Source organism: Micromonospora sp. DT68, assembly GCF_049847245.1.
GTDB classification, from domain to species: Bacteria; Actinomycetota; Actinomycetes; order Mycobacteriales; family Micromonosporaceae; genus Micromonospora; species Micromonospora profundi.
Genome location: NZ_JBNCNZ010000009.1, coordinates 59,774 through 79,379, shown reverse-complemented (window position 1 = coordinate 79,379; position 19,606 = coordinate 59,774). Strand labels below are relative to the sequence as shown.

Here is a 19,606-nt window from a genome sequence, read left to right as displayed (position 1 = left end):
ACCGCCCACTGGAACCTTCTTCCCAGCCCGTTGGTGGGAGTGGTGGAGAAGGGAGGTGACGGTGTCGGACGGCGATCTGATCTCCGAGCTTTACGCCGGCTGTTTCCGACGGCTGGTGGTCCAGTTGTACGCGGTGACCGGTGACCTGAACGAGGCGCAGGAGGCAGTCCAGGAGGCGTTCACCCGGGCACTGGTGTCGCCACGGCGGTTCGCCGGACTGGAGAACCCGGAGGCGTGGCTGCGCAGGGTCGCGGTGAACTGGGCCCGCAGCCGGTACCGCCGCCGCCGCGTGCTCGACGGCCTGCTGCGCCGCATTGGCCCGCCGCCAGCCGTCGCCGACCACTCCCCGGACCACCTCGCCCTGCTCGCCGCCCTGCGCGTACTGCCCGAGGGGCAGCGGCACGCCCTGGCGCTGCACTACCTGGTCGACCTGCCGGTGGACGAAGTCGCCGCCACGTTGGGTGTCTCGGCCGGAACGGTGAAGTCCCGGCTGTCCCGGGGACGGAACGCCCTGGCGGCGCTGCTCGCCGAACCCGAGAGAGCCGTACCCGAGAGAGCCGTAGCCGAGAAAACTGCCCACACCGACACCACGGAAACCGGGAGGATCGATGTCCGGTCGTGAGTTCTCCGAATTCGACGTGGACGTTGTCGCCGAGGCCGTCCGGCAGCCGCCCGTCGAAGAGCTGCGATCCGCGGCCCGGTCCCGCCGACACCGGTCGATCGCGATGGTAGCGGTCGCCCTTGTCGCGCTGTCCGGTCTCGCTGTTGTACCGCTGGTCGGCGAGCCAGACCGGGCCGCCCCAGTCGACCCGGCGAAGCGGTCGCCCGCGCAGTTCAGGGAACTCACACTGACCGGGCCCGATTCCGGGGTCGACGTGCGGCAGGACGGTTGCGTCCTGCACTTCACGTACACCGGCGACGGCGGCCGGAGTTGGTCGGACTGGGACGCGGCGCGCTTCGAGGGCACGAGATGTACGGCCGGTATCGCCACCGCGACGCCGGGCAGCAGCGTTGACTTCTCCGTACTCGGTGAGCGGTCCTACCTGGTCACGGACTCAGGGCTGCCCCGCCTCTCCACCGACTACGGCCGTACCTGGCGGGACGGAAACTCCGCGATCGTCGCCGTACCCACGTTCCCGGCGACGGCCCGACCCGTCCTCTGCGGGTTCGGCTGTGGACCGTTGGCGGAGCCGCTGGCGGTGGACCCGTCGAGTGGAACGGTGTATCGGCTCACCGCCAAGGCGCCCTCCTGGCGTCCGCTGTTCAGCCTCTACCCGGCAGCGGACGGCAGCATCTGGGCGATCTACCGGATGGGAGGCACCTCGGGATCGACGGTGGCCCGCAGCGTCGACCGGGGCGCTACCTGGACCACCTGGGAGGTGGGAGACGATGCGAGCGCTGTGTCGGTGGTCGGGCTCAACGACCGGGAGGGGTACCTGCTGGTCGCCCCGCGGGAGACGACCGGTGGGGTGAAGCTCCTGAGGACCACGGACGGTGCGAAGACGTGGACGGACACCGGCGCCGACCTGCCGGTGGAAACATACTACGACCTCACTGTCGGGTCGGACGGATCCCTACTGGTGATCACCCCGGGCGGGGGTACCGAGCCTGAACGGCGCGCGAAGCTCCTGGCCAGCCGGGACAGCGGGCGGCATTTCACTGTCGCGCGGGAGTACGGCCGGCTCGTCGGCTCGGTCAGCGTCGCGCCCGGCTACGCCTGGCTCTTCGGGCGCGACGACGGGTCGACTGGAGAGCCTGACCACGCCCTGGTCACCACCGACGGGATCACCTGGTCGCGCGTCACGCTCGCGCCGTGAGCCGTGGGCGATGCGGCCACCCCTCGACCTGGGTCACGGATCCCGCCGGTGGAGCCTTCGCCGTGAAGGTTAGCGGCCACGCACAGCGGGTAGCCGACGGGTGCTCCTACCAGCGCCCGCGGAGGTCGGATGTCGGCGACCAGTGCCTTCTTCGAACGCTTGGCGGCTACCGACCATGATCCACGGTTCGACAAGGTCCGGGGCAGCATCCGGTTCGACATCCGCGACGGTGACCATGTGCAGCGGTGGCTGCTGGCCATCGACCACGGCCGTCTGCGGGTGACGCAGGACGACGGCCCCGCCGGGACTGTGATCCGGGTGTCCGCGCAGGTCGCGGAGTCGATGGCGCTGGGCCAGATGAACGGCTTGGCGGCGATCACCCGCGGCGAGATCCTGGTCGACGGTGATCTGGCTCTGGCGTTACGGGTCGGCCGGCTGTTTCCGTCGGAGGTCGAGGTACGGCGCGGTGCCGCCGCCGAGCCGACGAACGGGACCAGATGAGGGACATCCCGGGCACCGTGTCGTGCCTCGACGGCAGCACCTTCATCGTCTCGGACGCCAGCGGTGACGTGGAGTCGTCGTCGAGCGCGCCCGTGGGGCTGTTCGCCGCCGACACGCGCTTCCTGTCCCGCTGGGTGCTGACCGTCAACGGGGAACGCCTGAACGCGTTGTCGGTGGACGACAGCAAGTACTACGAGGCCACGTTCTTCGTGGTGCCGGGTGGGGCTGTCGACTACGTGCAGGCCGACGTGTCGGCGATCCGGCGGCGCTGGATCGGGCCGGACCTGACCGAGTCGCTGACGATCTTCAATTACGGCGATGAGGACGTCGACCTGGACGTACGACTTGAGGTGGCTGCCGACTTCGCCGACATCTTCGAGATCAAGTTCGACACGCACGACAAGGTCGGCAGTCACTACACCGAGATCGAACCGACCGAGTTGCGGCTGGGCTACCGCCGCGGCACGTTCCGCCGCGAGGTCTCGGTGACGGCAAGTGAGCCGGCAACCTTCGACCCGCAGGGGCTGCGGTTCACGTCGCGGCTGCGGCCCGGGGAGCAGTGGTCGACCCGGTTGGACGTGGTGATGCGGGCGCTCCGCCCGGACGGTGTCGATCTGCGGACCGCCGTGCGGGCGCTCCGCCCGGACGATTCCACACTGCCCGAAAGCGTGCGGGAGTGGGTTGCGCAGGCCCCGACACTGGACACCGACAACGTCCCGCTCCAACAGGTCTACGAGCGCAGCCTTGTCGACCTGGCGGCGCTGCGCTTCGCCCCGCTCTCGCTGAGCGGCGCCACCGTACCCGCGGCCGGGTTGCCCTGGTTCATGACCCTGTTCGGGCGCGACAGCCTGCTGACCTGCCTTCAGACCCTGGCCGTCACGCCGTCGTTGACCCCGCCGACGCTACGGATCCTCGCCTCGCTACAGGGCGCCCGCACCGACGACGTACTGGAGGAGGATCCCGGTCGGATCCTGCACGAGTTGCGCTACGGGGAGTCGGCGGCGTTCGAGGAGCAGCCGCACTCCCCCTACTACGGCACCGTGGACGCCTCACCGCTGTTCGTGGTGCTGCTCGACGAGTACGAGATGTGGAGCGGCGACCGGGCTCTGGTGATCGAGTTGGAGCAGGAGGCCCGCGCGGCTCTGGAGTGGATCGACGCGTATGCGGACCTGAACGGGACCGGCTACATCTGGTACGAGCGGCGCAACACTGCCACCGGTCTGGAGAACCAGTGCTGGAAGGACTCCTGGGACAGCATCTCCTTCACCGACGGGAGGCTGCCGGGTTTCCCGAGGGCGACATGCGAAGCCCAGGGATACGCCTACGACGCCAAGATCCGCGGCGCGCGGCTGGCGCGTACCGTCTGGGGTGATCCTGACTTCGCCGACCGGTTGGAACGCGAGGCGGCAGCCCTGTACGACCGCTTCAACAGGGACTTCTGGCTCGACGACCGTGGCTACTACGCGCTGGCGCTCGACGGCGACGGGACGCCTGTCGACAGCCTGTCGTCGAACATCGGCCATCTCCTGTGGAGTGGCATCGTGCCGCCGGAGCGCGCTCCGAGGGTGGTCGAGCACCTGATGGGTCCGGCGCTGTTCTCCGGCTGGGGCGTGCGCACCTTCGCCGAGGGGCAGGGCCGCTACAACCCGTTGGGCTACCACAACGGCACCGTGTGGCCGTTCGACAATTCGTTCATCGCGTGGGGCCTGCGCCGGTACGGGTTCCGCAGCGAGGCGGGGCGCATCGCCGAGGGGATCCTGTCCGCAGCGACCTACTTTCAGGGGCGGCTGCCGGAGGCGTTCAGCGGGTTCGACCGCTGCACCACCCGCTACCCGGTCCGGTACCCGACGGCCGGCAGCCCGCAGGCGTGGTCCAGTGGCGCGTCCATGCTGCTCATCCGAACGATGCTCGGCATCGAACCGCACGAGAATCATCTCGCCGTCGATCCGGCGCTGCCGTCGGCGTACGGCCGGATCGCGCTGCTGGACATCCCGGGCCGTTGGGGCAGGGTGGACGCCTTCGCCCGCCAGCGTCCCGAACGGTCCAGCTGAGGGTGCCGGGCGACGGGGACGCCGGCCGGCGTGGGCAGGTGCGCCACGCCGGCCGGTGTCAGAGCTGCGATGGTCAGAGAACGAACGTGACGCCGGCGGCCTTGCACGCGGTGGTGATGTCCTTGCCGGCCTTCTCGAAGGCCGGGTTGTCGGCGGCGGTCGCCGGGTCCGCTGCCGCCGCGGCCTTCGCCGCTTCGGCGCCGAACGTCTTCAGGGCAGTGGCCAGCTTGCTGTCGCCGCCGGCCGTGGCCAGGGTGGTCACCCTCTCCTCCAGCCCCGCGAGGATCTTCTTGTAGTCGGCCGCCGACGGCTCACCGGCCGAGACGATCTTCAGCAGCTCCGCCTTCATCTCGTCGCTGGCCTTCTGCGCCGACTCGCAGATCTCCTTGTCGCTCATGGCGGGCGCGGTGGGCGAGGGTGCGGCGGAGGTAGCTGCTGCGGACGTGGGGGCGGTGGTCGTGGACCCGGCGGTCGTCGCCGCATCTCCGTCACCGCAGGCGGCGAGAGCCGTTGCGGCGGCGAGGATCAACACGGCGGAGGCAATTCGAGAGGACTTCACGGACGGGCACGATAACCGATGCCCCGGCAATGATCAATTTGGTTGCGGGGCACCGCCCAATCACGACGGACGCGCCGATTCCGTACGGCTGAGGTTGCCGAGCGGCCCTCCTCTGTCGGTGTGCGGGTCTACGCTCCGGACCGAGCAAACCAACCGACCGGGGGTAGGGCATGGGCCACATCCACATCGAGCTGTTCGCAACTCTCGACCTCGTCGGGCAGGCGCCCGGCGGTCCCGACGAGGACCCGGAGGGGTTCCCGTTCGGTGGCTGGCAGGCACCCCTGCTGGACGAGGTTTCCGGTGCGCAGGTCTACGCCGCGTACGAGGGCACCGACGCCCTCCTGCTCGGCCGACGCACGTACGACATCTTCGCCGCGTACTGGCCACACCAGGAGAGCGGCCAGGACAACGCCATCGCAACGCTCTTCAACAGCGTCCCGAAATACGTGGCGTCCCGCGGCGAGCCGGATCTGTCCTGGGCGGGCTCCACCCAGCTGGGCCCGGACCTGGCTGGCGCGGTGCGCGAGATCCGTGACCGGCACGAGCACGTGAAGGTCGTCGGAAGCCTCAACCTGGTGCAGACCCTCCTGCGCGAGAAGCTCTTCGACAGGCTCGACCTCTGGGTGCACCCGATCGTGCTGGGCGTCGGCAAGAAGGTCTTCGACGGTGGCGAGGTGCCCACGAACCTCACCCTCCTCGACCCACCGGTGGCCAGCCCGACGGGCACCGTCTACCTGCGCTACGGGCTCGCCGAAGGCGCCCCCGGCACTGGCGACATGAGCGCACCCGACCGTGGTCAGAGCTGAGTCGCGGTCAGCGCTGACTCGCGGTCAGGACTGTAGGGACCAGTCGGCGTCGCCGTCGGTGACGGTGGCGTCGCTGAAGTGCCCCGGGGCGGCGTCCGGCCAGTTGCCGCCGGGGAAGGCGCTGGCGTCGATCGCTTCCCCGTGCAGCGCCACCATCTGGGTGGCCTGCGCGCCCAGCACCGCCGTCAGGGTGCTGACCGCCGCGATGATCATTCCGGTGTTGACCGCGGCTTCCTCGATGATGAGGGCGGCGCCGGCCCAGGAGAAGACCACGCTGCCGAGGGCTGCCAGCGCGGCGATTGTCGCGATGATGAACTTGGTCAGGATGACGGCGATCGCCACGTAGAAGGCAAGGCCAGCCACCGCGCAGGTGTTCAGGGCGGTGGCGGTCTTGTCGGCGATCACCCCGATCCGGGCTGCGGCGTCCGACTGGGGCTTGATCTGCTTGATGTAGGCGTCGGCGGCCTGGCCGTGCCACACGCGGGCCACACCGAGCTGTTCCGGCTTGAGTTCGCCGGACACGTCGGTGGCAAGCCCGCGCACACCCTGCCACTCCGATGCGGTGAAGAAGAACGTCACCGGTGCGGCAGCGCCCTTGAGCAGTTCAGCGATCTTGTCCAGGATCGCCGAGCCGAGTTCGAGGAGCTTGTTGCCCACCCAGATCAGGCGATCGGCGATGTCCTGGGTGATGAACCACCGATCGACGGCCCTGCGGACCGTCGGCTCGACCTTGTCGAGCTTGTCCGAGAGGTCCGTCATCGTGGACGAGAGCTTGTCCATTGTGGCTTCGTACTGGGCGAGGGTGAATGACATCCGGATCGATCCCCAGGTCAGTAAAGGTTGTTGAGCGCGTGGGCGTTGTTGGCGTCTTCGGCGTCGTAGGTGTCGGCGACAGTGCGCAGCGTGGTGGCGATCTCGGTCATCCGCTGCTGACCCTCCCGGCAGCGGGAGGTGATCTGGTCGGCCGCCTCGTCGTACGGCTTCACGAGGAGCTGGAAGAGACCCGCCTCCAGTGCGGTCATCCGCAGCCCGTCGGCCTTGCTGGTGATGGTCGCCATCGTGTCGCTGTGCCGCAACCACATGCCCGCCTCGGTGCGCAGCGTGTCGGTGGCGACCTCGACGTCCTTCTTGCTGGGGGGCGGGGTCATGTCTGGTCCTTCGCGGATTGCGCCGATCGTTGCAGGTCATTGAGGGTTGCCAGGGTTTCGGCGAACAGCTGATCCAGCTCGCTGGGGCCGGCCGCCTGCCGGGACGCGTCCGCCAGGTCGGCGCGAGCAGCTGCGACGGCCGAGGTCAGCGCGGCGGTCAGGTCGGCGCCGCCCTGCGTTTCCAGCCAGTACGGCTCCGCCTCGCATGACAGCAGGCCGGCTGCTGAGACGGTGACGACTATCTGGCCCGATGCGTCAGTGCCGGTGCCGGTGGCGGCGATCGGCGACAGGGCCGCGTACTCGTCGATGTTGTCGGCGGCACGCAGCACGTCTTCGACAAGTTCGTCGAGCGGGCGGGGCCGCGCGCGGTCCACCTGGTCCCGCATTGCGGCGGGCAGCGGATCGGCGGTCTCGGCCGGAGGCTCCCCCGGTTGGTCGGCTCGCTGGTCTGCCGCGTCGTCGGGCAGCGCCTCGGAGACCGCAGCCATCCGCTCCACGGCAGCCGCCTCACAGGCCTCCAGCACCGCCGCTGTCAACTGCTCGGCGGCAAGTCGCCGCCGCCAGCCCGGCTCCACGGCGATGGATTCCGGCGATCCGTCGGAGCCCAGCACCACCTGAACGGCGCCGGTGGCATCGGTTGCCACCACCTGCTCCGGCATGCTCGCCTGGGCTTCGCTCAGGATGCCCTGGAGGCCGAGGGCGTAGCTTCGCAGTTCCTGCAAAGACCGGACGATGTCGTCGGTCACGAACGATCCTCTCCTAGCTGCTCGAACCGCTTTCGCAACCGGTCACCACCAGCTGTCGCGCGGACCCGGACCATCTGCCGGGCCACCGCCGCCATGGCCACCGCGCCCACCACCAGCAGTACGCCGAGGAGAACGTCGGTGCTCGCCTCCGACCTTGCCAGGCAGCCGATCCCGAGCACGACGACGAGGAGCGCGAATGCGAGAAGCGGCCCCGCGATGGCCCACCGGCGACCGCGCGACCACTGCCGCGCCCCGTACCAGACGACCACCGACGCCACCGCGCCGACCGCCGTCAGCGCCAGCGCGATGAGCAGCACCGTCACTGACGCCGCCCGGCCGAACACCGCCTGGTCCGCCGCATCGGTCGACCCGAGCCACACAAAGAGGGCGGGCGCGACGCAGAACGCGGCGACGATCCCCCACACCGGACCCGTGTCCCGCCCACGCGGGCCGGTCAGTCCTTCGCTCATGGTCAGCGAGCGTATCGGCTCGTGTCGCAACCGTCAGTCCAGCCATGGTCACCGATGAACAACAAGTGGCTGCCGCAGGTGAAACACCGGACCGACCTGCGACAACACGTCCCAAGCCGGTGTCCCACTTTGCGGGGACGGCGGACAAGGAGGAAGCCCTGTCCTACGAGCGGGCGCCGCCGGCCAGCGCGAAGGCCACCAGGATCGCGGCGGCCAGTGGCACTGCCACCGCGACGGCGAGTGCCCGCTGACGATGGGACCGGCCGGTGAGCACGACGATCAGCACGCCCAGCGCGAGGTCGATGGCGACGTTCCACCACGCGCCGGAGGAGTAGTCGGGGTCGGTCGCCTTGCCGGCGAACCGGGCCGCCTCCTCGAAGAAGACGGCTGCCGGCAGCGCGACGCCGACGACCTGCCGCCAGCCCGTGCCCCGGGCCCAGGTGCCCGCGGTGCCGAAGACCACCCCGGCGAGCACGCCGAAGAACATCCAGACCAGCGATGTCGGCGCCCAGAGGACCGCGAGGTCGTCGCCTTGCAGAAGGGCCGCCGCGAGGTAGTAGCTGGGCACGGCGACGACGAGCAGGACGGTGGCGCCGAGGGCGGCGCGGAGCCACCCGGATCGCACCCAGTAACCGAAGAGGAAGGCGGCAACCGCCCAGGTCGCTGTGGAGTTGCCGAGTTCGGCGATGGGGAACGGCAGCCACTTGATCCAGCAGAAGTCCAGAAAGCCGAGCAGCAGGCCGCCCACCACGGAGGCGAGCGCCACCGTCCGATCACCAGGTCGCATGGCGGCAGAGCATACCGAGTATGCCCGGACCGGTTTGGCACCCCGTCGCCCCCGCCGCCCCCGCCGCCCCCGCCGCCCCCGCCGCCGGATCGTCAGCCGGTCCGGGCGCGGAGGCTCCGCGCCAGGGTGGGGATCATCACCGCCGCAGGGACAAGGTGCAGCGCGAGCAGGGCGGCGATGGTGGCGGCGTCGGCCCCGGAGAGCAGGGGCGGAACCATCGACATCGCGGTCAGCGCCACCGTCGTCCACACGAACCGGTCGGCCGGGCGGGCGCTCCAACGGAGAAACGCGACGGCGATGACGACGCCCGCGACCGAGAAGACGCCGGTCAGGAAGGCGAACCCGCCCAACGGGATCTTCTCGCCACCGTCGGGGATCTCGAAGTCGACACCGGCGGCCCGGGCGAGAGCGGCGGCGAGGGTGGTGACGACCATCGCGACGAGCGCGGCAAGGAGGCCAACGCCGACCAGGCTGCGGTATCGGTGGGTACGCCCGGTCCGGCCCGATGCCCGATCCGCGACGATCCCGGTGTCATTGGTGCTGCTCATGTCGTTCCTCCACTCGGTGTCGGGCGTACGTCGGGACTACTTCGCGCCATCGGCCGGCAGGCGCTCGGGCAGCCCGAGGCGGGGGAACTGGTCGTTGTGGAAGATGGTGATCTCGGTGATCTCGCCGCCGGTGACGCGCAGGACGTCGATCGTCAGAGGCAGGTACGCGTTCTCCTGCTCCTGCCAGTGGTAGAAGGCGACGGCGGGTTGCCGGTTCACTGTGGTGGGGATGCCACGCAGGCCCGTCATGCCGTCGAAGCCGTCCTCGATCCAGCTGGCCACTACCGCGTCGCGTCCCACGTACACGCCGGGGGTCGGTGGCATCGAGGATCGGACGTCGTCGCGCAGCATCGCAGCCAGCGCCGGCACGTCGGTGGCCACGCTGGCGTCGGTGAAGCGGCGTACCAACTCGCGCGTCCGGGCGTCCTGCTCGTCGCCGGTCCAGTCCTGCCGCTCGGCGGGAAGGTGCTCCCGCATGCCGGCGCGGGCGCGCTGCAAAGCGCTGTTGACCGAGTTGACGGAGTCCCCGAGCAGCTCCGCGACGTCCTTGGCCGGCCAGCCGAGGACGTCGCGCAGGATCAGCACGGCGCGCGGGCGCGGCGCGAGGTGCTGGACGGCGACCAGGTACGCCAGCTCGATGGTCTCCCGCGCGACGGTCATGGCCTCCGGCTCGTCCGCGTCGCCTGCGGGCAGCTCGTCGAGCAGCCGGTCGGGGTAAGGCTGCAACCACAGCACCTCGCCGCCGGTGGCGGGCTTCGGGCGGTACTTGGCGAGCAGGTCCAGGCAGGCGTTGGTGGCGATGCGATACAGCCAGGCGCGGAACGTGGACCGTCCCTGGAAGGTTTCGCGCCGCCGCCAGGCGCGCAGGAACGTCTCCTGCACGGTGTCCTCGGCGTCCTCGAAGGACCCGAGCATCCGGTAGCAGTGCACGTGCAGTTCCCGCCGGTGGCGCTGCGCCAGCCCGGTGAACGCCGGCTCGTCGACCTCGCTCAGATCGCCCACGCCCCGCTCCTTCAGCCGCGTGTCCGTAGTCATCACGTCATCCTTCCGCCTCGTCGTGTCCTGTCGTAGGTGTGACGGGCGCGGGCGTGAGAACTCATCACCGGGTCGGCGTGGATGGCTGAAGCGGATGCGGTTTTGCCGCGTCCGCTCGGGGAGCGAGCGGACGCGGCAACCGGGGATCCGTGCTGTCAGGCGGTGAGTTGCCGAAGCATCTCGGCCGAATCGTGCAGGGCCGTCATCTGGACGAACCGTCCGTCGCTGACCTTGTAGATGGCGTACTCGACGATCTCGAAGGACCTGCCGGACGGCGGCACTCCGAGCCACTCCTTCACCGGCGTGCCGGTGTTGATGGCGCGTACGGCGATGCGGTCGCGGTCGAACAGCAGTTCCTTGACCTCCCAGCGCAGGTCCGGAACGGCGTCGACGTCGTGCTTCTGGACGGCGAGGACGTCGTCCCGGGTGCCGGGCTCGCCGTTGAGCATCACCGTGTCGTTGATGAACTCGTCCATGCCGTCGAACTTGTGGGCGTTGAGGTCGGCGACGTAGCGCAGGTACCAGTCACGCAGGTTGTTGTCAGTCATCAGATTTTCTCCTGTTTCTCCGTGTCACCAGTTCAAGGGGCCGAACTCGTCGGTGAAGGTTGCGGTCGGGCCGTCCGGGCCGAGGGTGGCCAGGCGTACGACGGTCTTGGCGCTCTCCGCCGCCGGTCGTCCGATTCCGAGGAAGGCGGTCATGTCGGTGGCGGTGGCGCCGGGCTCGAGTGCGTTGAACTTGATGCCCGGATTGGCCTTGGCGTACTGGACCGTCAGCATGGTGGCCGCCGACTTGGACGCCGAGTAGAGCACCGCCGAAAGGTTGTATTCGGGCCGTTCCGGGTTGGTGACCGCCCAGAAGGACCCCATGCTGCTGGACAGGGTGACCACCGTCGGGTTCGACGACTGTCGCAGCAGGGGCAGTGCCGCCTCGGTGACGCGGACGATCCCCACCGCGTTGGTGTCGAACATCCGCAGAGCGGTGGGGCCGTCGACGGGGTCGACGACGAGGATGCCCGCGTTGTTCACGAGGACGTCGAGCCGACCCTCCGCCGAGTTGATGGTCGCCAGGGCACTGTTCACCGACGCATCGTCGGTGACGTCGAGTTGCACGAACCGTGCGCCCAACTCGGCTGCGGCCTTCTCGCCCCGCTCGACGTCCCGGGCGCCGATGTAGACGTTGTGGCCCAGGTCGAGAAGCTGTCTGGCGGTCTCGAACCCGATGCCCTTGTTGCCACCGGTGATGAGCGTGACGGTCATTCGTATCTCCTACGTGTGGTGCCCCGGTTTTGTACCGCTCGGTTGCCAATCACCGTAACAGGGTTTTGTACTGGTCGGTTGGTGACGCCGGTCACGATCTGTACCGAGCGGTAGACTGATGCCATGACCACTGCGACACCGACGGGCGGACGCCCCCGGGGCTTCGACGAGGAGACGGTCCTCGACCGGGCGACCGAGGTCTTCTGGCGACACGGCTACGAGGGCGCGTCGTTGAGCGACCTCACCAAGGCCATGGGCATCAACCGACCCAGCCTGTACGCCACGTTCGGCAACAAGGAGCAACTGTTCGAGCGCGCCTTCACCCGCTACCGCGACACCCAGGCGGCAAACGCCCGCGCCGCACTCGACAAGCCCACCGCGTACGCCTCGATCGAAGCGTTCCTGCGCGCCAGCGCCGACGGCCTCACCGACCGTGCCCACCCGGCGGGCTGCTTCTCGATCCAGGGCGGCCTGGCCTGCTCGCCGGAGAACGCCCGCATCTCCGAGATCCTGGCCGCCGGCCGCGCCGCCACCGAAGCCGCCCTGGAAGAACGGCTGACCCGCGCCGCGACGGAGGGAGACCTCCCCGACGGCGTGGACCCCCGCGCCCTGGCCCGGTTCGTGATGGCCCTCAGCGAGGGGCACGCCGTGCACGCCGCAGCCGGCGCGAGCCGCGAGGACCTCCAGGCATCTGTCGCCATCGCCCTACGAGCCCTGGCGCTGAGCCCCTGAGCCCCGCCCCCGGCGCGCTCCGCGCCCGAGCCCCTGGCACGCTCCGCCCCTCCGGCACCACCGTGGCCCTCGCGGCGGTCACCTCCGGGCCTACTACTCGCCAAGATCCGCGCAACTTCCCGGATAGTGCTGCCTCCTGGGGCGCCGGAGACAGCACTATCCCTGATGTTGCGCGGATCATGGGACGAGCATCAGGATCGGCGGGCGCTTTCTGATCAGCTTTTGGTCTTGCTGCGACGGGTCTGTCGACGAGGGGTGTCGCCGCCGGCAAGTCGGGTGAAGGTGAGCATGTTCGCCAGCGCCACGGCGATGATCGCCAAGCCGACCTGGATCGCGAGGACGATCCAGTCCCAGCTCAGCACCGACACCCGTACGCTGGCTTCGTCGTCGACATGGAGCGCCTTGGCGACCACGGTGCCCAGCACCGCCGAGCCGACGCCGATGACGAACGTGGCGAAGAGGCCGATCCGTTGCCTCCCCGGCAGGATGAGTCGTCCGAGCAGGCCGACGAGGGCACCGATGAGCACCGCGCCGAGATAGCCATAAACCAGCATTGCCGTCTCTCCCCTCCAGCAGTGCCGAGATACATGCCCGATTCTCACGTTCCCGGAAACCCGGCCGGCTCCATGCCCGGCAACCCACGCTGCGGCTCGTCGACCCCTGGCCTAATCTATCGATGTCAATCGTTGCCGCCCTGAGGTGTACGACGGCTGGCCGACCCGATCCGGGTCCGATTTTCGGCCAGCTCACGTCGAGGAGAGGAATCCCGATCGTGAACGCCGAGAGTCGAACCATTTCGCGACTCCTCTCCGCCCTGTTGACCGCTGTGCTCGTCACCGGCCTGCCCCTGATCGGCGCTGGGCCGGCGGCGGCCGGGCAGACCAGCCTGCGGGCCGCCGACCCGAGCGTGATCCGCGTCGGCGGCACCTATATCTCCGTCCAATCGCTCAACGGCGGGATCGCCGTCCGACAGGCGGCCTCCCCGGACGCGCTTGCCGCCGCACCGGCGCGACAGGTGTGGACGGACAGCCACAACCTCGGTGAGGTCTGGGCCCCGGAGATCGTCACCGATGGTGGCCGCTACTACATCTACTTCTCGGCCGGGCGCGGCACGGCCCACCGCATGTACGCGATCCACTCGGCGTCACCGGCCAGCGGCTACACGGCCGAGCGGCAGCTCGCGCTGCCCGGCGGCAAGTGGGCAATCGACGGCAGCCTGTTCACCTTCAACGGCCAGCGGTGGTTCGTCTGGTCGGGCTGGGCCGGCGACACGAACGTCGAACAGAACATCTACCTCAGCCGGATGAGCGACCCGCTCACCCCGACCGGCAACCGGTACGTCATTTCCCAGCCGCGCGAGAGCTGGGAGCGCGTGGTGGGCAACCCGTTCATCAACGAGTCCCCGGAGGCGATCAGGGACCCGAACGGGCAGCTCCACATCGTCTACTCCGCCAACGGCAGTTGGAGTGATCAATACTGCCTCGCCGACCTGCGACTGCGCGCCGGCGGCGACCCCACGTACGTGTGGGACTGGTACAAGTCGAACGGCTGCCTGTTCGGCTCGAACCGGGCCACGATGATGGCCGGCTGGGATCCCACCCTGCACGTCAACGGCCCTGGTCACCACAGCTTCGTGCTGCTCAACGGTGACATCGCCACGAGCCCACCCGCCGGGCCGAGATTCCCGCTGATGTTCCACGCCGTACCCAAGGGCACCGCGTACTCGTGGGCGAACCGGTACTGGTACACGGGCACGTTCTGCTGGTGGGGCAACACCACCTACCGCCGCGCCAACGTGCCGGGCCCGACGGCCGACACCGGCTTCAGCCTCAAGTTCTTCGAGTGATCCGTTCCGTGCGCCCCTCCCCCCGCCCCCGTGATCATGAGGCTGCCGGGCGGTTTGATCTCGCCGCGGCCCGCCAACTTCATGATCACCGAAGCGGGATGTGGCTGGGACGGGTGGGCGGTGCCAGGCAACGCGGAGTTGATCTCAGCCGGTCGCCTGGGCGCTGCTACTGGCCACCGGCCACCTCGCCACGTGACCGGCGGTTAACGTCGCTGGCCAGCAGAAGGCAGCGTCGCCAGTCGCTGCACGCCGGCCGGCGCCGGGTGACCCGGGGCTGCCTCGGCGACGAGGGTACGGGCCGACCTCTGGTGTCGGCCGTCTCAGCAGTCGGTCCAACTCGCTGGGCGCAGTCGAGAGTCGTTCGTGGAGCCCACGACGAGGCCGTTGTCGGCGATTGCCCAGCCGAAGATGAGGCGGACATCGGGGACAGCGCCGTCCAGGGTGACGAGGCGGTCGCCGTGGATGACGGTATAGCCAGTGAGGACTGCGCCCCGGGCGTTGACGTCCTCCGTCGTTCCCCGCTCCAGGTTCACGGCGTTCGCCACACCGGTCCGCAGGTCCCAGCGCACCCAGGTGCCGTCCTCTCGGTCGTCGCTGCTGCCGATGCGGCCCACCGCCCACGTTCCCTGAGCCGCCCAGACCCCTGACCACCGGGCGCCCGGAGCGGTGAGCCGGTCGGTCGTTCCGTCGGGATGGCGTACCCAGCCAAAGTCGCCCGCGGTGCCGACGATGGTGCCGTCGTCGAAGATCTCCTGCGCGGCCGTGACGGGCGGGCTGTCGATCACCTCGACGGTGCCCGGTCGATCGACAGGCCAGAGCAGCGGGAGCGTCGTCTCGGTCTCCTCGACAGCGCCCTGGCCGATGATGTCGCCGCGCGAGTTGATTCCCCGCGGCCAGGTGCCGGAGACCGTCGTCGGGGCGGGCAACCACTCCAGGTGGCCGTTGCTGTAGCGCCAGGGGCGGTGCACGTTGTCGACGTAGGCGGTGCCGACGACCACTCCGTACCGGTTGATGCCTCCGAGACTCAGCTCCGCTGCCATGGGGACGACGGTGAGTCGGGGCTCGTTCCACACTCCTGGCCTGGGGTGGAGCGGCGGCACGGTCCAGAGCAGCAGTAGGGGCTGCCAGCCGTCGTCGGTGATCCGGTAGCCGAGGCCGGCGACGAACCGGCCAGTCGGGTCGACCTCCACGGCTCGACCGACCATATCCGCCGGTAGAGGCAGCGGGTGTAGCGCGCAGACCGAGGCGGTCCGGGGCGTCGTCGCGGCTGCGGCGACGCCGGGCAGGCCCAGCGTCGCGGTAAGTGCCCCGACGGCCATACCAGCCAGAACTCTGCTCCGAACAGTCCGGGTCATCGCTGCTCCCAGTGGTGTCTCCGTTATCGCACGACCGCCGTGTTACGAGCCCCGTTGCGGTGCAGCTGTTGAGGTGGTCCGTCGGCGAGAGGTTCGGTAGATGGGCTTGAGTCTATGCCCACTTGCCGTATTCGGGTGGTACACCGTGGACGATGTCCGCGGCCCGCTCGTCAGCTCTCCGGCGCGGCGGCCCTCACCGCACCCGGCAGCGGCAAGAGCGGCCTGAACCAACACCGCCCCGCCCACGGCCCACTCCCCCGCCGCCCCTGCCGCACGGCCGAACGTCGGCTCAGGTGGAACCGCGCGACGAATCGCGCCAAGCATTCCGACTATTTCTGGAATCGTGATTGGCGTGGCGGGCATGGTCCGATTCGGGGCGTACAACGAGGCGTAATCGCACCCAGTTGCCCATCCAAATCAGTCACACCCGCCAGCCAACCAAGCTCAATTAATACGATTCACGGACGGCCCTGCCGAGTCCTGAGGTCAGACGACCTTGAAACTGCGCAGGGGCGACTGGACGTTGTGGAGATCGCCGGTCGGGACAAGGTAGGAGACGCCGGTGCAGCCGGCGCCCGAGAACACCCTCAAGGTGTGGTCGGTGAGGTTCAACCAGCCCAGAAAGCCGACTGGGGTGGTGACGCACTCGGTGCCGAGCGGAACCGTGTATTCCATCGTGGCGCCGTTGAACCACTTCGACACGTGCAGACACACGGTGCCGTCGGCGTAGGTGCAGCTGTCGTTGGGCTCGGCCGCGACCGCGGGCGTGGCGGTCACCGCGATGGCCGCAGCGCTGATGGCCGTCGCGAGCAGGGCGGCTCGGGTGGACGGTGATGGGCGCATGCAATCCTCCTGTGGATAGAGGTGTCGGAAAGTTGGCATTGGAGGGGCCTCGCGCCCCTAAAAGCCAACTGACTAAACATTTGACGCCTCAATGAAGTGGATGTCAATGCGTCCGTCGCAATCATCGCCGATATGCCACCGCCGGCGTTTTCGTTCCTATTACGACGCACCCAGCCTCGATCGGTTCACGTGAACTTTATCTTTTTGTCCATCATGGATTCGGCGCAAGGTTCCCGGCAAAATTCGGCGGTTTCCGCTAGCGGAACGGCCTGCGTTCCACCCTGAGCCACGTCGCAGCACCAGCGTCTCGTTGAGGGACCGGTGCTGCGAGGTGAGCTTTCCGATCAACTGGTGAGGCCGACCAGCGTCGCCAGTCGTGCCACACCGGCCGCGCTGACTGTTCTCCGTGGACGACGGCTCGGTCAGCGAGCACTGCGCCCCCGGTGTTGACGTCCTGCGTCGATCCCAGCGCTGGGGCAGCGGCGTAGGCAGAAGGGATGGCCGGCTGGATCGCGCAGGACGCGAAAGCGGTCCGGCGCAAACTGCTGATCCTCCTTGACGGCTCCGAGTTCGATCGCACGCGCCTCAGCGTCGTCGAGGCTGGCTGGCTGCCCTCGATCGCCGGTGTGCGAGCCAACCTGGATCTCCGCCCTGGTCGGCGCCGCCGTCCCGGTCGCCTACCTGGCGGCAGTCCTGCCCGAGGTGCCGGGTACGGACGCGGCGAGGAGCGCCTATGTGGGGCCGATGCTCACCTCGATCGGCGTCGGGATCGGCGCGTGCATCGTCCTGGCCATCATGGCCGCCATGGCTTTGCCCCACAACGTGACACGGCGCGCGAGGCAACCGCCTCGCGGCCCGGTTCCACGCACCCGAAATCAAGGAGAGATCATGCAAACCCCTCAACGCCTCACCCGGGTCGAGAAGGAGCCACGATGCATGCGCTGACACGTACCGCCCGCGTCACCGGGCTGTTCTACCTCGGCAATGTCATCACCGCCGTACCCGGGCTCCTTATTGTCCGCCCGCAGCTCTTCGCAGCCGACGACCCCAATGCGACGCTGGCCAACCTGGTTACGCACGAGTCGCTCGCCCGCGCTGGCGTTGCCTTGGCGCTGGGCATGGTCGTCACCCAGACCCTTGCCGCCGCCTGGTTCTATCGCCTGTTCCGCACCGTAGACTCCTTTGCCGCGAGCGGGATCGCCGCCTTCGGCCTGGTCAGCGCGATCGTGGGCCTCGTGAGCGCGGCAATGTTGGCCACGGCGGTCGAGGTATCGGTCGACCCGGTCGGCGACGCGGCGGCCAACGTCCAGGTTCTGTACCTGGTCAGCGACGACCTGTGGGGCGTCGGAGCACTGTTCTTCGGCCTGTGGCTTATCCCCATGGGCTGGTGCGTGCTGCGCTCGGGCTGGATGCCCCACGTCCTGGGCTGGATCCTCGTCGGCGGCGGTGTCGCGTACGTGCTCAGCGCGTTCATCAGATACCTCGCCCCCGACGCACAAGTCGTGGCCGAGGCACTTACGTATCCCGCGTCCGTAGGCGAGCTCTGGATGGTCGGCTACCTGCTCGTCCGCGGCGTGCGCCGGCAGGCACTGGACGAAGCGCCGCCAACCGTTCCCACGCCGACGCGGGTGGCGAGCTGAAGCGTTGCTTTGACTCACGTACCAGTAGCCCAAACCAGGCGGCGAGGTGTGGTTCACACCAGATGTCGCCTTGGAGCGGTTCAAGCTGACGCCGTCGGCAGGCCGACCATTGGCGACGCCGACGTATGTGTTAGCTCGCGTACGCCTGCATTGAAGTGATCATGGCTTGGTCGTCGAAGGTCATGGTGTCGATGACCTCTCTGGTGGGGCCGTCTGCTGGTGTGGCGCGGAAGTGGAACGCGGCGTGGTGGTCGGCGATCGCCACCATCACGAGTTCCATTGTCCGTTGCTCGGTGAGCACGCCGGCAAAGTGCTGTTCGATGGCCGTTCGGCCGGTGACTGGGGATCCGCCAGCGGGGTCATGCAGGCGGGCATCCGGTGTGTAGAGATCCGCCAGTGCGGTAGCGTCGGCGGCGCCGACGGCGGCGAGGTGGGCCTCGATGGTGGCCCTGATCTGCTCCTTGCCGGCCACGATCAACCGTCGCTTTCCGCCGAAGGACCCGCAGCCGAGGCAGGTCGCGCTTGCCGGTCGAGGACGACGCAGAGGACACCGGTGTAGCCGGTCGTCGGATCTCCTCGCAGGTTCAGGATCATCTGCTCACCGCCGTCGGCGAAGATGCTGTCGGTGGCGTTGGTGGTGTCGCGCAGCGGCCGGCCCCGATAGGGCGGGCGACTGAAAACCTCGTCGGTGACATTGTCGGGAAAGTAGAGCTGGGTGGTCACCGAGCGGTCGCCGAGGTGCGCGATGAGGTGGATGTGCACGGTGCGGCTGACGTACCAGCCCGGGTAGATCGTGTTGAACGCGCACATCCCGCGCTCGTCGGTGCGCTGGCTGCCCCGCAGGTACGTCTCACCGGCGGCGATCACATCGTGCGGCACCGACTCCGAGGTGACCACCTGTCCCGGCCTCGCTTCGAATGGCGGGAAGCCGGAGTACCGGCCCTCGTGGTCGGCCTGCCAGACCTCGACGAGGACGTCCGCGAGGGGGGTGGTGGCGTCCGCCGCCAGTAGGCGTAGCCCAAGGCGCAGTGGGAGACCTTCGCGGTCCTCGGTGATCTCCCGACGCTCGGGGTGCACAGCTCGGTGGTATGGCCCCCGCGTCTGCTCGACCAACAACCGGCAGGTGACTCCGGTCGAGGCCAGTAGTTCGACGAGGTCCTCCTCCACGATGCCAGTATCGTCCGCCGTGCGTTGCGGCGCTGCGGTTCGCCGCCCGCCACCGGCGGAACCGATGCCTCTACCCAGGGAGCGGTGATGGCCGACGAGGCACCTGACCACTTCGAGCCCGAGGGCGGGCGGTGCTCACGCACCTGCTGATAGTCCGGGACATCGATTGGCCCCGCGAGTTCTATCGGCGGGTGGGCCTCCTCAGTTGTTTGCGAAGATCAACCGCCGTTAGCTGCACCCACGCCGGTACGGGGTCACCGAGGTCGGCGGCGTCCGCACTATTAGCCGCGAGCCGC

At 68.9% G+C, this 19,606-nt stretch carries 24 protein-coding genes; 8 read left to right on the top strand and 16 right to left on the bottom strand.

Annotated elements, in window-relative coordinates; genetic code table 11:
• The first annotated feature begins 61 nt into the window (after positions 1–61).
• The 4 genes from ACPXB1_RS18150 (at position 62) to ACPXB1_RS18135 (ending at position 4,369) form a co-directional block, all read left to right on the top strand.
• Positions 62–622 carry a sigma-70 family RNA polymerase sigma factor gene (locus ACPXB1_RS18150; RefSeq protein ID WP_425735566.1) on the top strand — a complete coding sequence of 187 codons (561 nt, stop codon included), beginning with the start codon at positions 62–64 and terminating at the stop codon, positions 620–622.
• Positions 609–1,817, top strand: coding sequence for a WD40/YVTN/BNR-like repeat-containing protein (locus tag ACPXB1_RS18145; protein ID WP_425735565.1), 1,209 nt, complete (start codon positions 609–611; stop codon positions 1,815–1,817). The genes ACPXB1_RS18150 and ACPXB1_RS18145 overlap by 14 nt, the downstream gene beginning before the upstream one ends.
• A gap of 129 nt (positions 1,818–1,946) precedes the next feature.
• A complete protein-coding gene (locus ACPXB1_RS18140; protein WP_355629555.1) occupies positions 1,947–2,318 on the top strand; it encodes an SCP2 sterol-binding domain-containing protein in 372 nt (123 codons plus the stop codon).
• A 5-nt stretch (positions 2,319–2,323) separates the two neighbouring features.
• Entirely contained in the window at positions 2,324–4,369 is a 2,046-nt protein-coding gene (locus ACPXB1_RS18135) for an amylo-alpha-1,6-glucosidase (protein ID WP_355629644.1), read from the top strand.
• A gap of 73 nt (positions 4,370–4,442) precedes the next feature.
• Here ACPXB1_RS18135 and ACPXB1_RS18130 read toward each other — a convergent pair whose 3' ends face one another.
• Positions 4,443–4,928: a hypothetical protein gene (locus ACPXB1_RS18130; protein ID WP_355594886.1), complete on the bottom strand. Its 486-nt coding sequence runs from the start codon at positions 4,926–4,928 to the stop codon at positions 4,443–4,445.
• A 170-nt stretch (positions 4,929–5,098) separates the two neighbouring features.
• Between ACPXB1_RS18130 and ACPXB1_RS18125 the strand changes: the two genes are divergently transcribed.
• On the top strand, positions 5,099–5,734 hold the full coding sequence (locus tag ACPXB1_RS18125) for a dihydrofolate reductase family protein (protein ID WP_425735564.1): 636 nt from the start codon (positions 5,099–5,101) through the stop codon (positions 5,732–5,734).
• A gap of 24 nt (positions 5,735–5,758) precedes the next feature.
• Here ACPXB1_RS18125 and ACPXB1_RS18120 read toward each other — a convergent pair whose 3' ends face one another.
• The 9 genes from ACPXB1_RS18120 to ACPXB1_RS18080 all read right to left on the bottom strand — a co-directional run bounded on the left by ACPXB1_RS18120 (position 5,759) and on the right by ACPXB1_RS18080 (position 11,727).
• Entirely contained in the window at positions 5,759–6,547 is a 789-nt protein-coding gene (locus tag ACPXB1_RS18120; RefSeq protein ID WP_355629552.1) for a hypothetical protein, read from the bottom strand.
• A 17-nt stretch (positions 6,548–6,564) separates the two neighbouring features.
• Complete coding sequence (locus ACPXB1_RS18115) at positions 6,565–6,882, bottom strand: type VII secretion target (RefSeq protein ID WP_355594892.1); 318 nt, start codon at positions 6,880–6,882, stop codon at positions 6,565–6,567.
• On the bottom strand, positions 6,879–7,628 hold the full coding sequence (locus tag ACPXB1_RS18110; RefSeq protein WP_425735563.1) for a hypothetical protein: 750 nt from the start codon (positions 7,626–7,628) through the stop codon (positions 6,879–6,881). Before ACPXB1_RS18110 ends, ACPXB1_RS18115 begins: the two co-directional genes overlap by 4 nt.
• Complete coding sequence (locus ACPXB1_RS18105) at positions 7,625–8,098, bottom strand: hypothetical protein (RefSeq protein ID WP_355594896.1); 474 nt, start codon at positions 8,096–8,098, stop codon at positions 7,625–7,627. The genes ACPXB1_RS18110 and ACPXB1_RS18105 overlap by 4 nt, the downstream gene beginning before the upstream one ends.
• 163 nt (positions 8,099–8,261) lie before the next feature.
• Entirely contained in the window at positions 8,262–8,885 is a 624-nt protein-coding gene (locus ACPXB1_RS18100; RefSeq protein WP_355594898.1) for a DUF6518 family protein, read from the bottom strand.
• 92 nt (positions 8,886–8,977) lie between these two features.
• Positions 8,978–9,433, bottom strand: a complete 456-nt coding sequence (locus tag ACPXB1_RS18095; protein ID WP_355594900.1) for a DUF6069 family protein — start codon at positions 9,431–9,433, stop codon at positions 8,978–8,980.
• Between the two features lie 36 nt (positions 9,434–9,469).
• Entirely contained in the window at positions 9,470–10,468 is a 999-nt protein-coding gene (locus ACPXB1_RS18090) for an RNA polymerase subunit sigma-70 (protein ID WP_425735562.1), read from the bottom strand.
• 155 nt (positions 10,469–10,623) lie between these two features.
• Complete coding sequence (locus ACPXB1_RS18085) at positions 10,624–11,016, bottom strand: ester cyclase (RefSeq protein WP_355594904.1); 393 nt, start codon at positions 11,014–11,016, stop codon at positions 10,624–10,626.
• Positions 11,017–11,040: 24 nt separating this feature from the next.
• Complete coding sequence (locus ACPXB1_RS18080; protein WP_355594906.1) at positions 11,041–11,727, bottom strand: SDR family NAD(P)-dependent oxidoreductase; 687 nt, start codon at positions 11,725–11,727, stop codon at positions 11,041–11,043.
• 123 nt (positions 11,728–11,850) lie between these two features.
• On the opposite strand from ACPXB1_RS18080, the gene ACPXB1_RS18075 reads away from it, so the two are divergent.
• A complete protein-coding gene (locus ACPXB1_RS18075; protein WP_355594908.1) occupies positions 11,851–12,459 on the top strand; it encodes a TetR/AcrR family transcriptional regulator in 609 nt (202 codons plus the stop codon).
• Between the two features lie 215 nt (positions 12,460–12,674).
• Here ACPXB1_RS18075 and ACPXB1_RS18070 read toward each other — a convergent pair whose 3' ends face one another.
• Entirely contained in the window at positions 12,675–13,013 is a 339-nt protein-coding gene (locus ACPXB1_RS18070) for a GlsB/YeaQ/YmgE family stress response membrane protein (RefSeq protein ID WP_425735561.1), read from the bottom strand.
• 218 nt (positions 13,014–13,231) lie between these two features.
• Between ACPXB1_RS18070 and ACPXB1_RS18065 the strand changes: the two genes are divergently transcribed.
• Entirely contained in the window at positions 13,232–14,305 is a 1,074-nt protein-coding gene (locus ACPXB1_RS18065) for a glycoside hydrolase family 43 protein (protein ID WP_425735560.1), read from the top strand.
• 320 nt (positions 14,306–14,625) lie between these two features.
• Here ACPXB1_RS18065 and ACPXB1_RS18060 read toward each other — a convergent pair whose 3' ends face one another.
• From ACPXB1_RS18060 to ACPXB1_RS18050, 3 genes are all read right to left on the bottom strand, one after another.
• Complete coding sequence (locus ACPXB1_RS18060; RefSeq protein ID WP_425735559.1) at positions 14,626–15,660, bottom strand: hypothetical protein; 1,035 nt, start codon at positions 15,658–15,660, stop codon at positions 14,626–14,628.
• A 486-nt stretch (positions 15,661–16,146) separates the two neighbouring features.
• Positions 16,147–16,503, bottom strand: a complete 357-nt coding sequence (locus ACPXB1_RS18055) for a hypothetical protein (protein WP_425735558.1) — start codon at positions 16,501–16,503, stop codon at positions 16,147–16,149.
• A gap of 422 nt (positions 16,504–16,925) precedes the next feature.
• Positions 16,926–17,147, bottom strand: a complete 222-nt coding sequence (locus ACPXB1_RS18050) for a VOC family protein (RefSeq protein WP_425735594.1) — start codon at positions 17,145–17,147, stop codon at positions 16,926–16,928.
• 288 nt (positions 17,148–17,435) lie between these two features.
• Here ACPXB1_RS18050 and ACPXB1_RS18045 point away from each other — a divergent pair, with 288 nt between their 5' ends.
• Positions 17,436–18,143 carry a DUF4386 domain-containing protein gene (locus tag ACPXB1_RS18045; RefSeq protein ID WP_425735557.1) on the top strand — a complete coding sequence of 236 codons (708 nt, stop codon included), beginning with the start codon at positions 17,436–17,438 and terminating at the stop codon, positions 18,141–18,143.
• 130 nt (positions 18,144–18,273) lie between these two features.
• Here the strand turns inward: ACPXB1_RS18045 and ACPXB1_RS18040 are convergent, their stop codons facing one another.
• Positions 18,274–18,615, bottom strand: coding sequence for a nuclear transport factor 2 family protein (locus tag ACPXB1_RS18040; RefSeq protein WP_355594920.1), 342 nt, complete (start codon positions 18,613–18,615; stop codon positions 18,274–18,276).
• Positions 18,616–18,617: 2 nt separating this feature from the next.
• The gene (locus ACPXB1_RS18035) at positions 18,618–19,310 is read right to left on the bottom strand and encodes a hypothetical protein (RefSeq protein ID WP_355594922.1); all 693 of its coding nucleotides are present in this window, start codon (positions 19,308–19,310) and stop codon (positions 18,618–18,620) included.
• Positions 19,311–19,606: the final 296 nt, after the last annotated feature.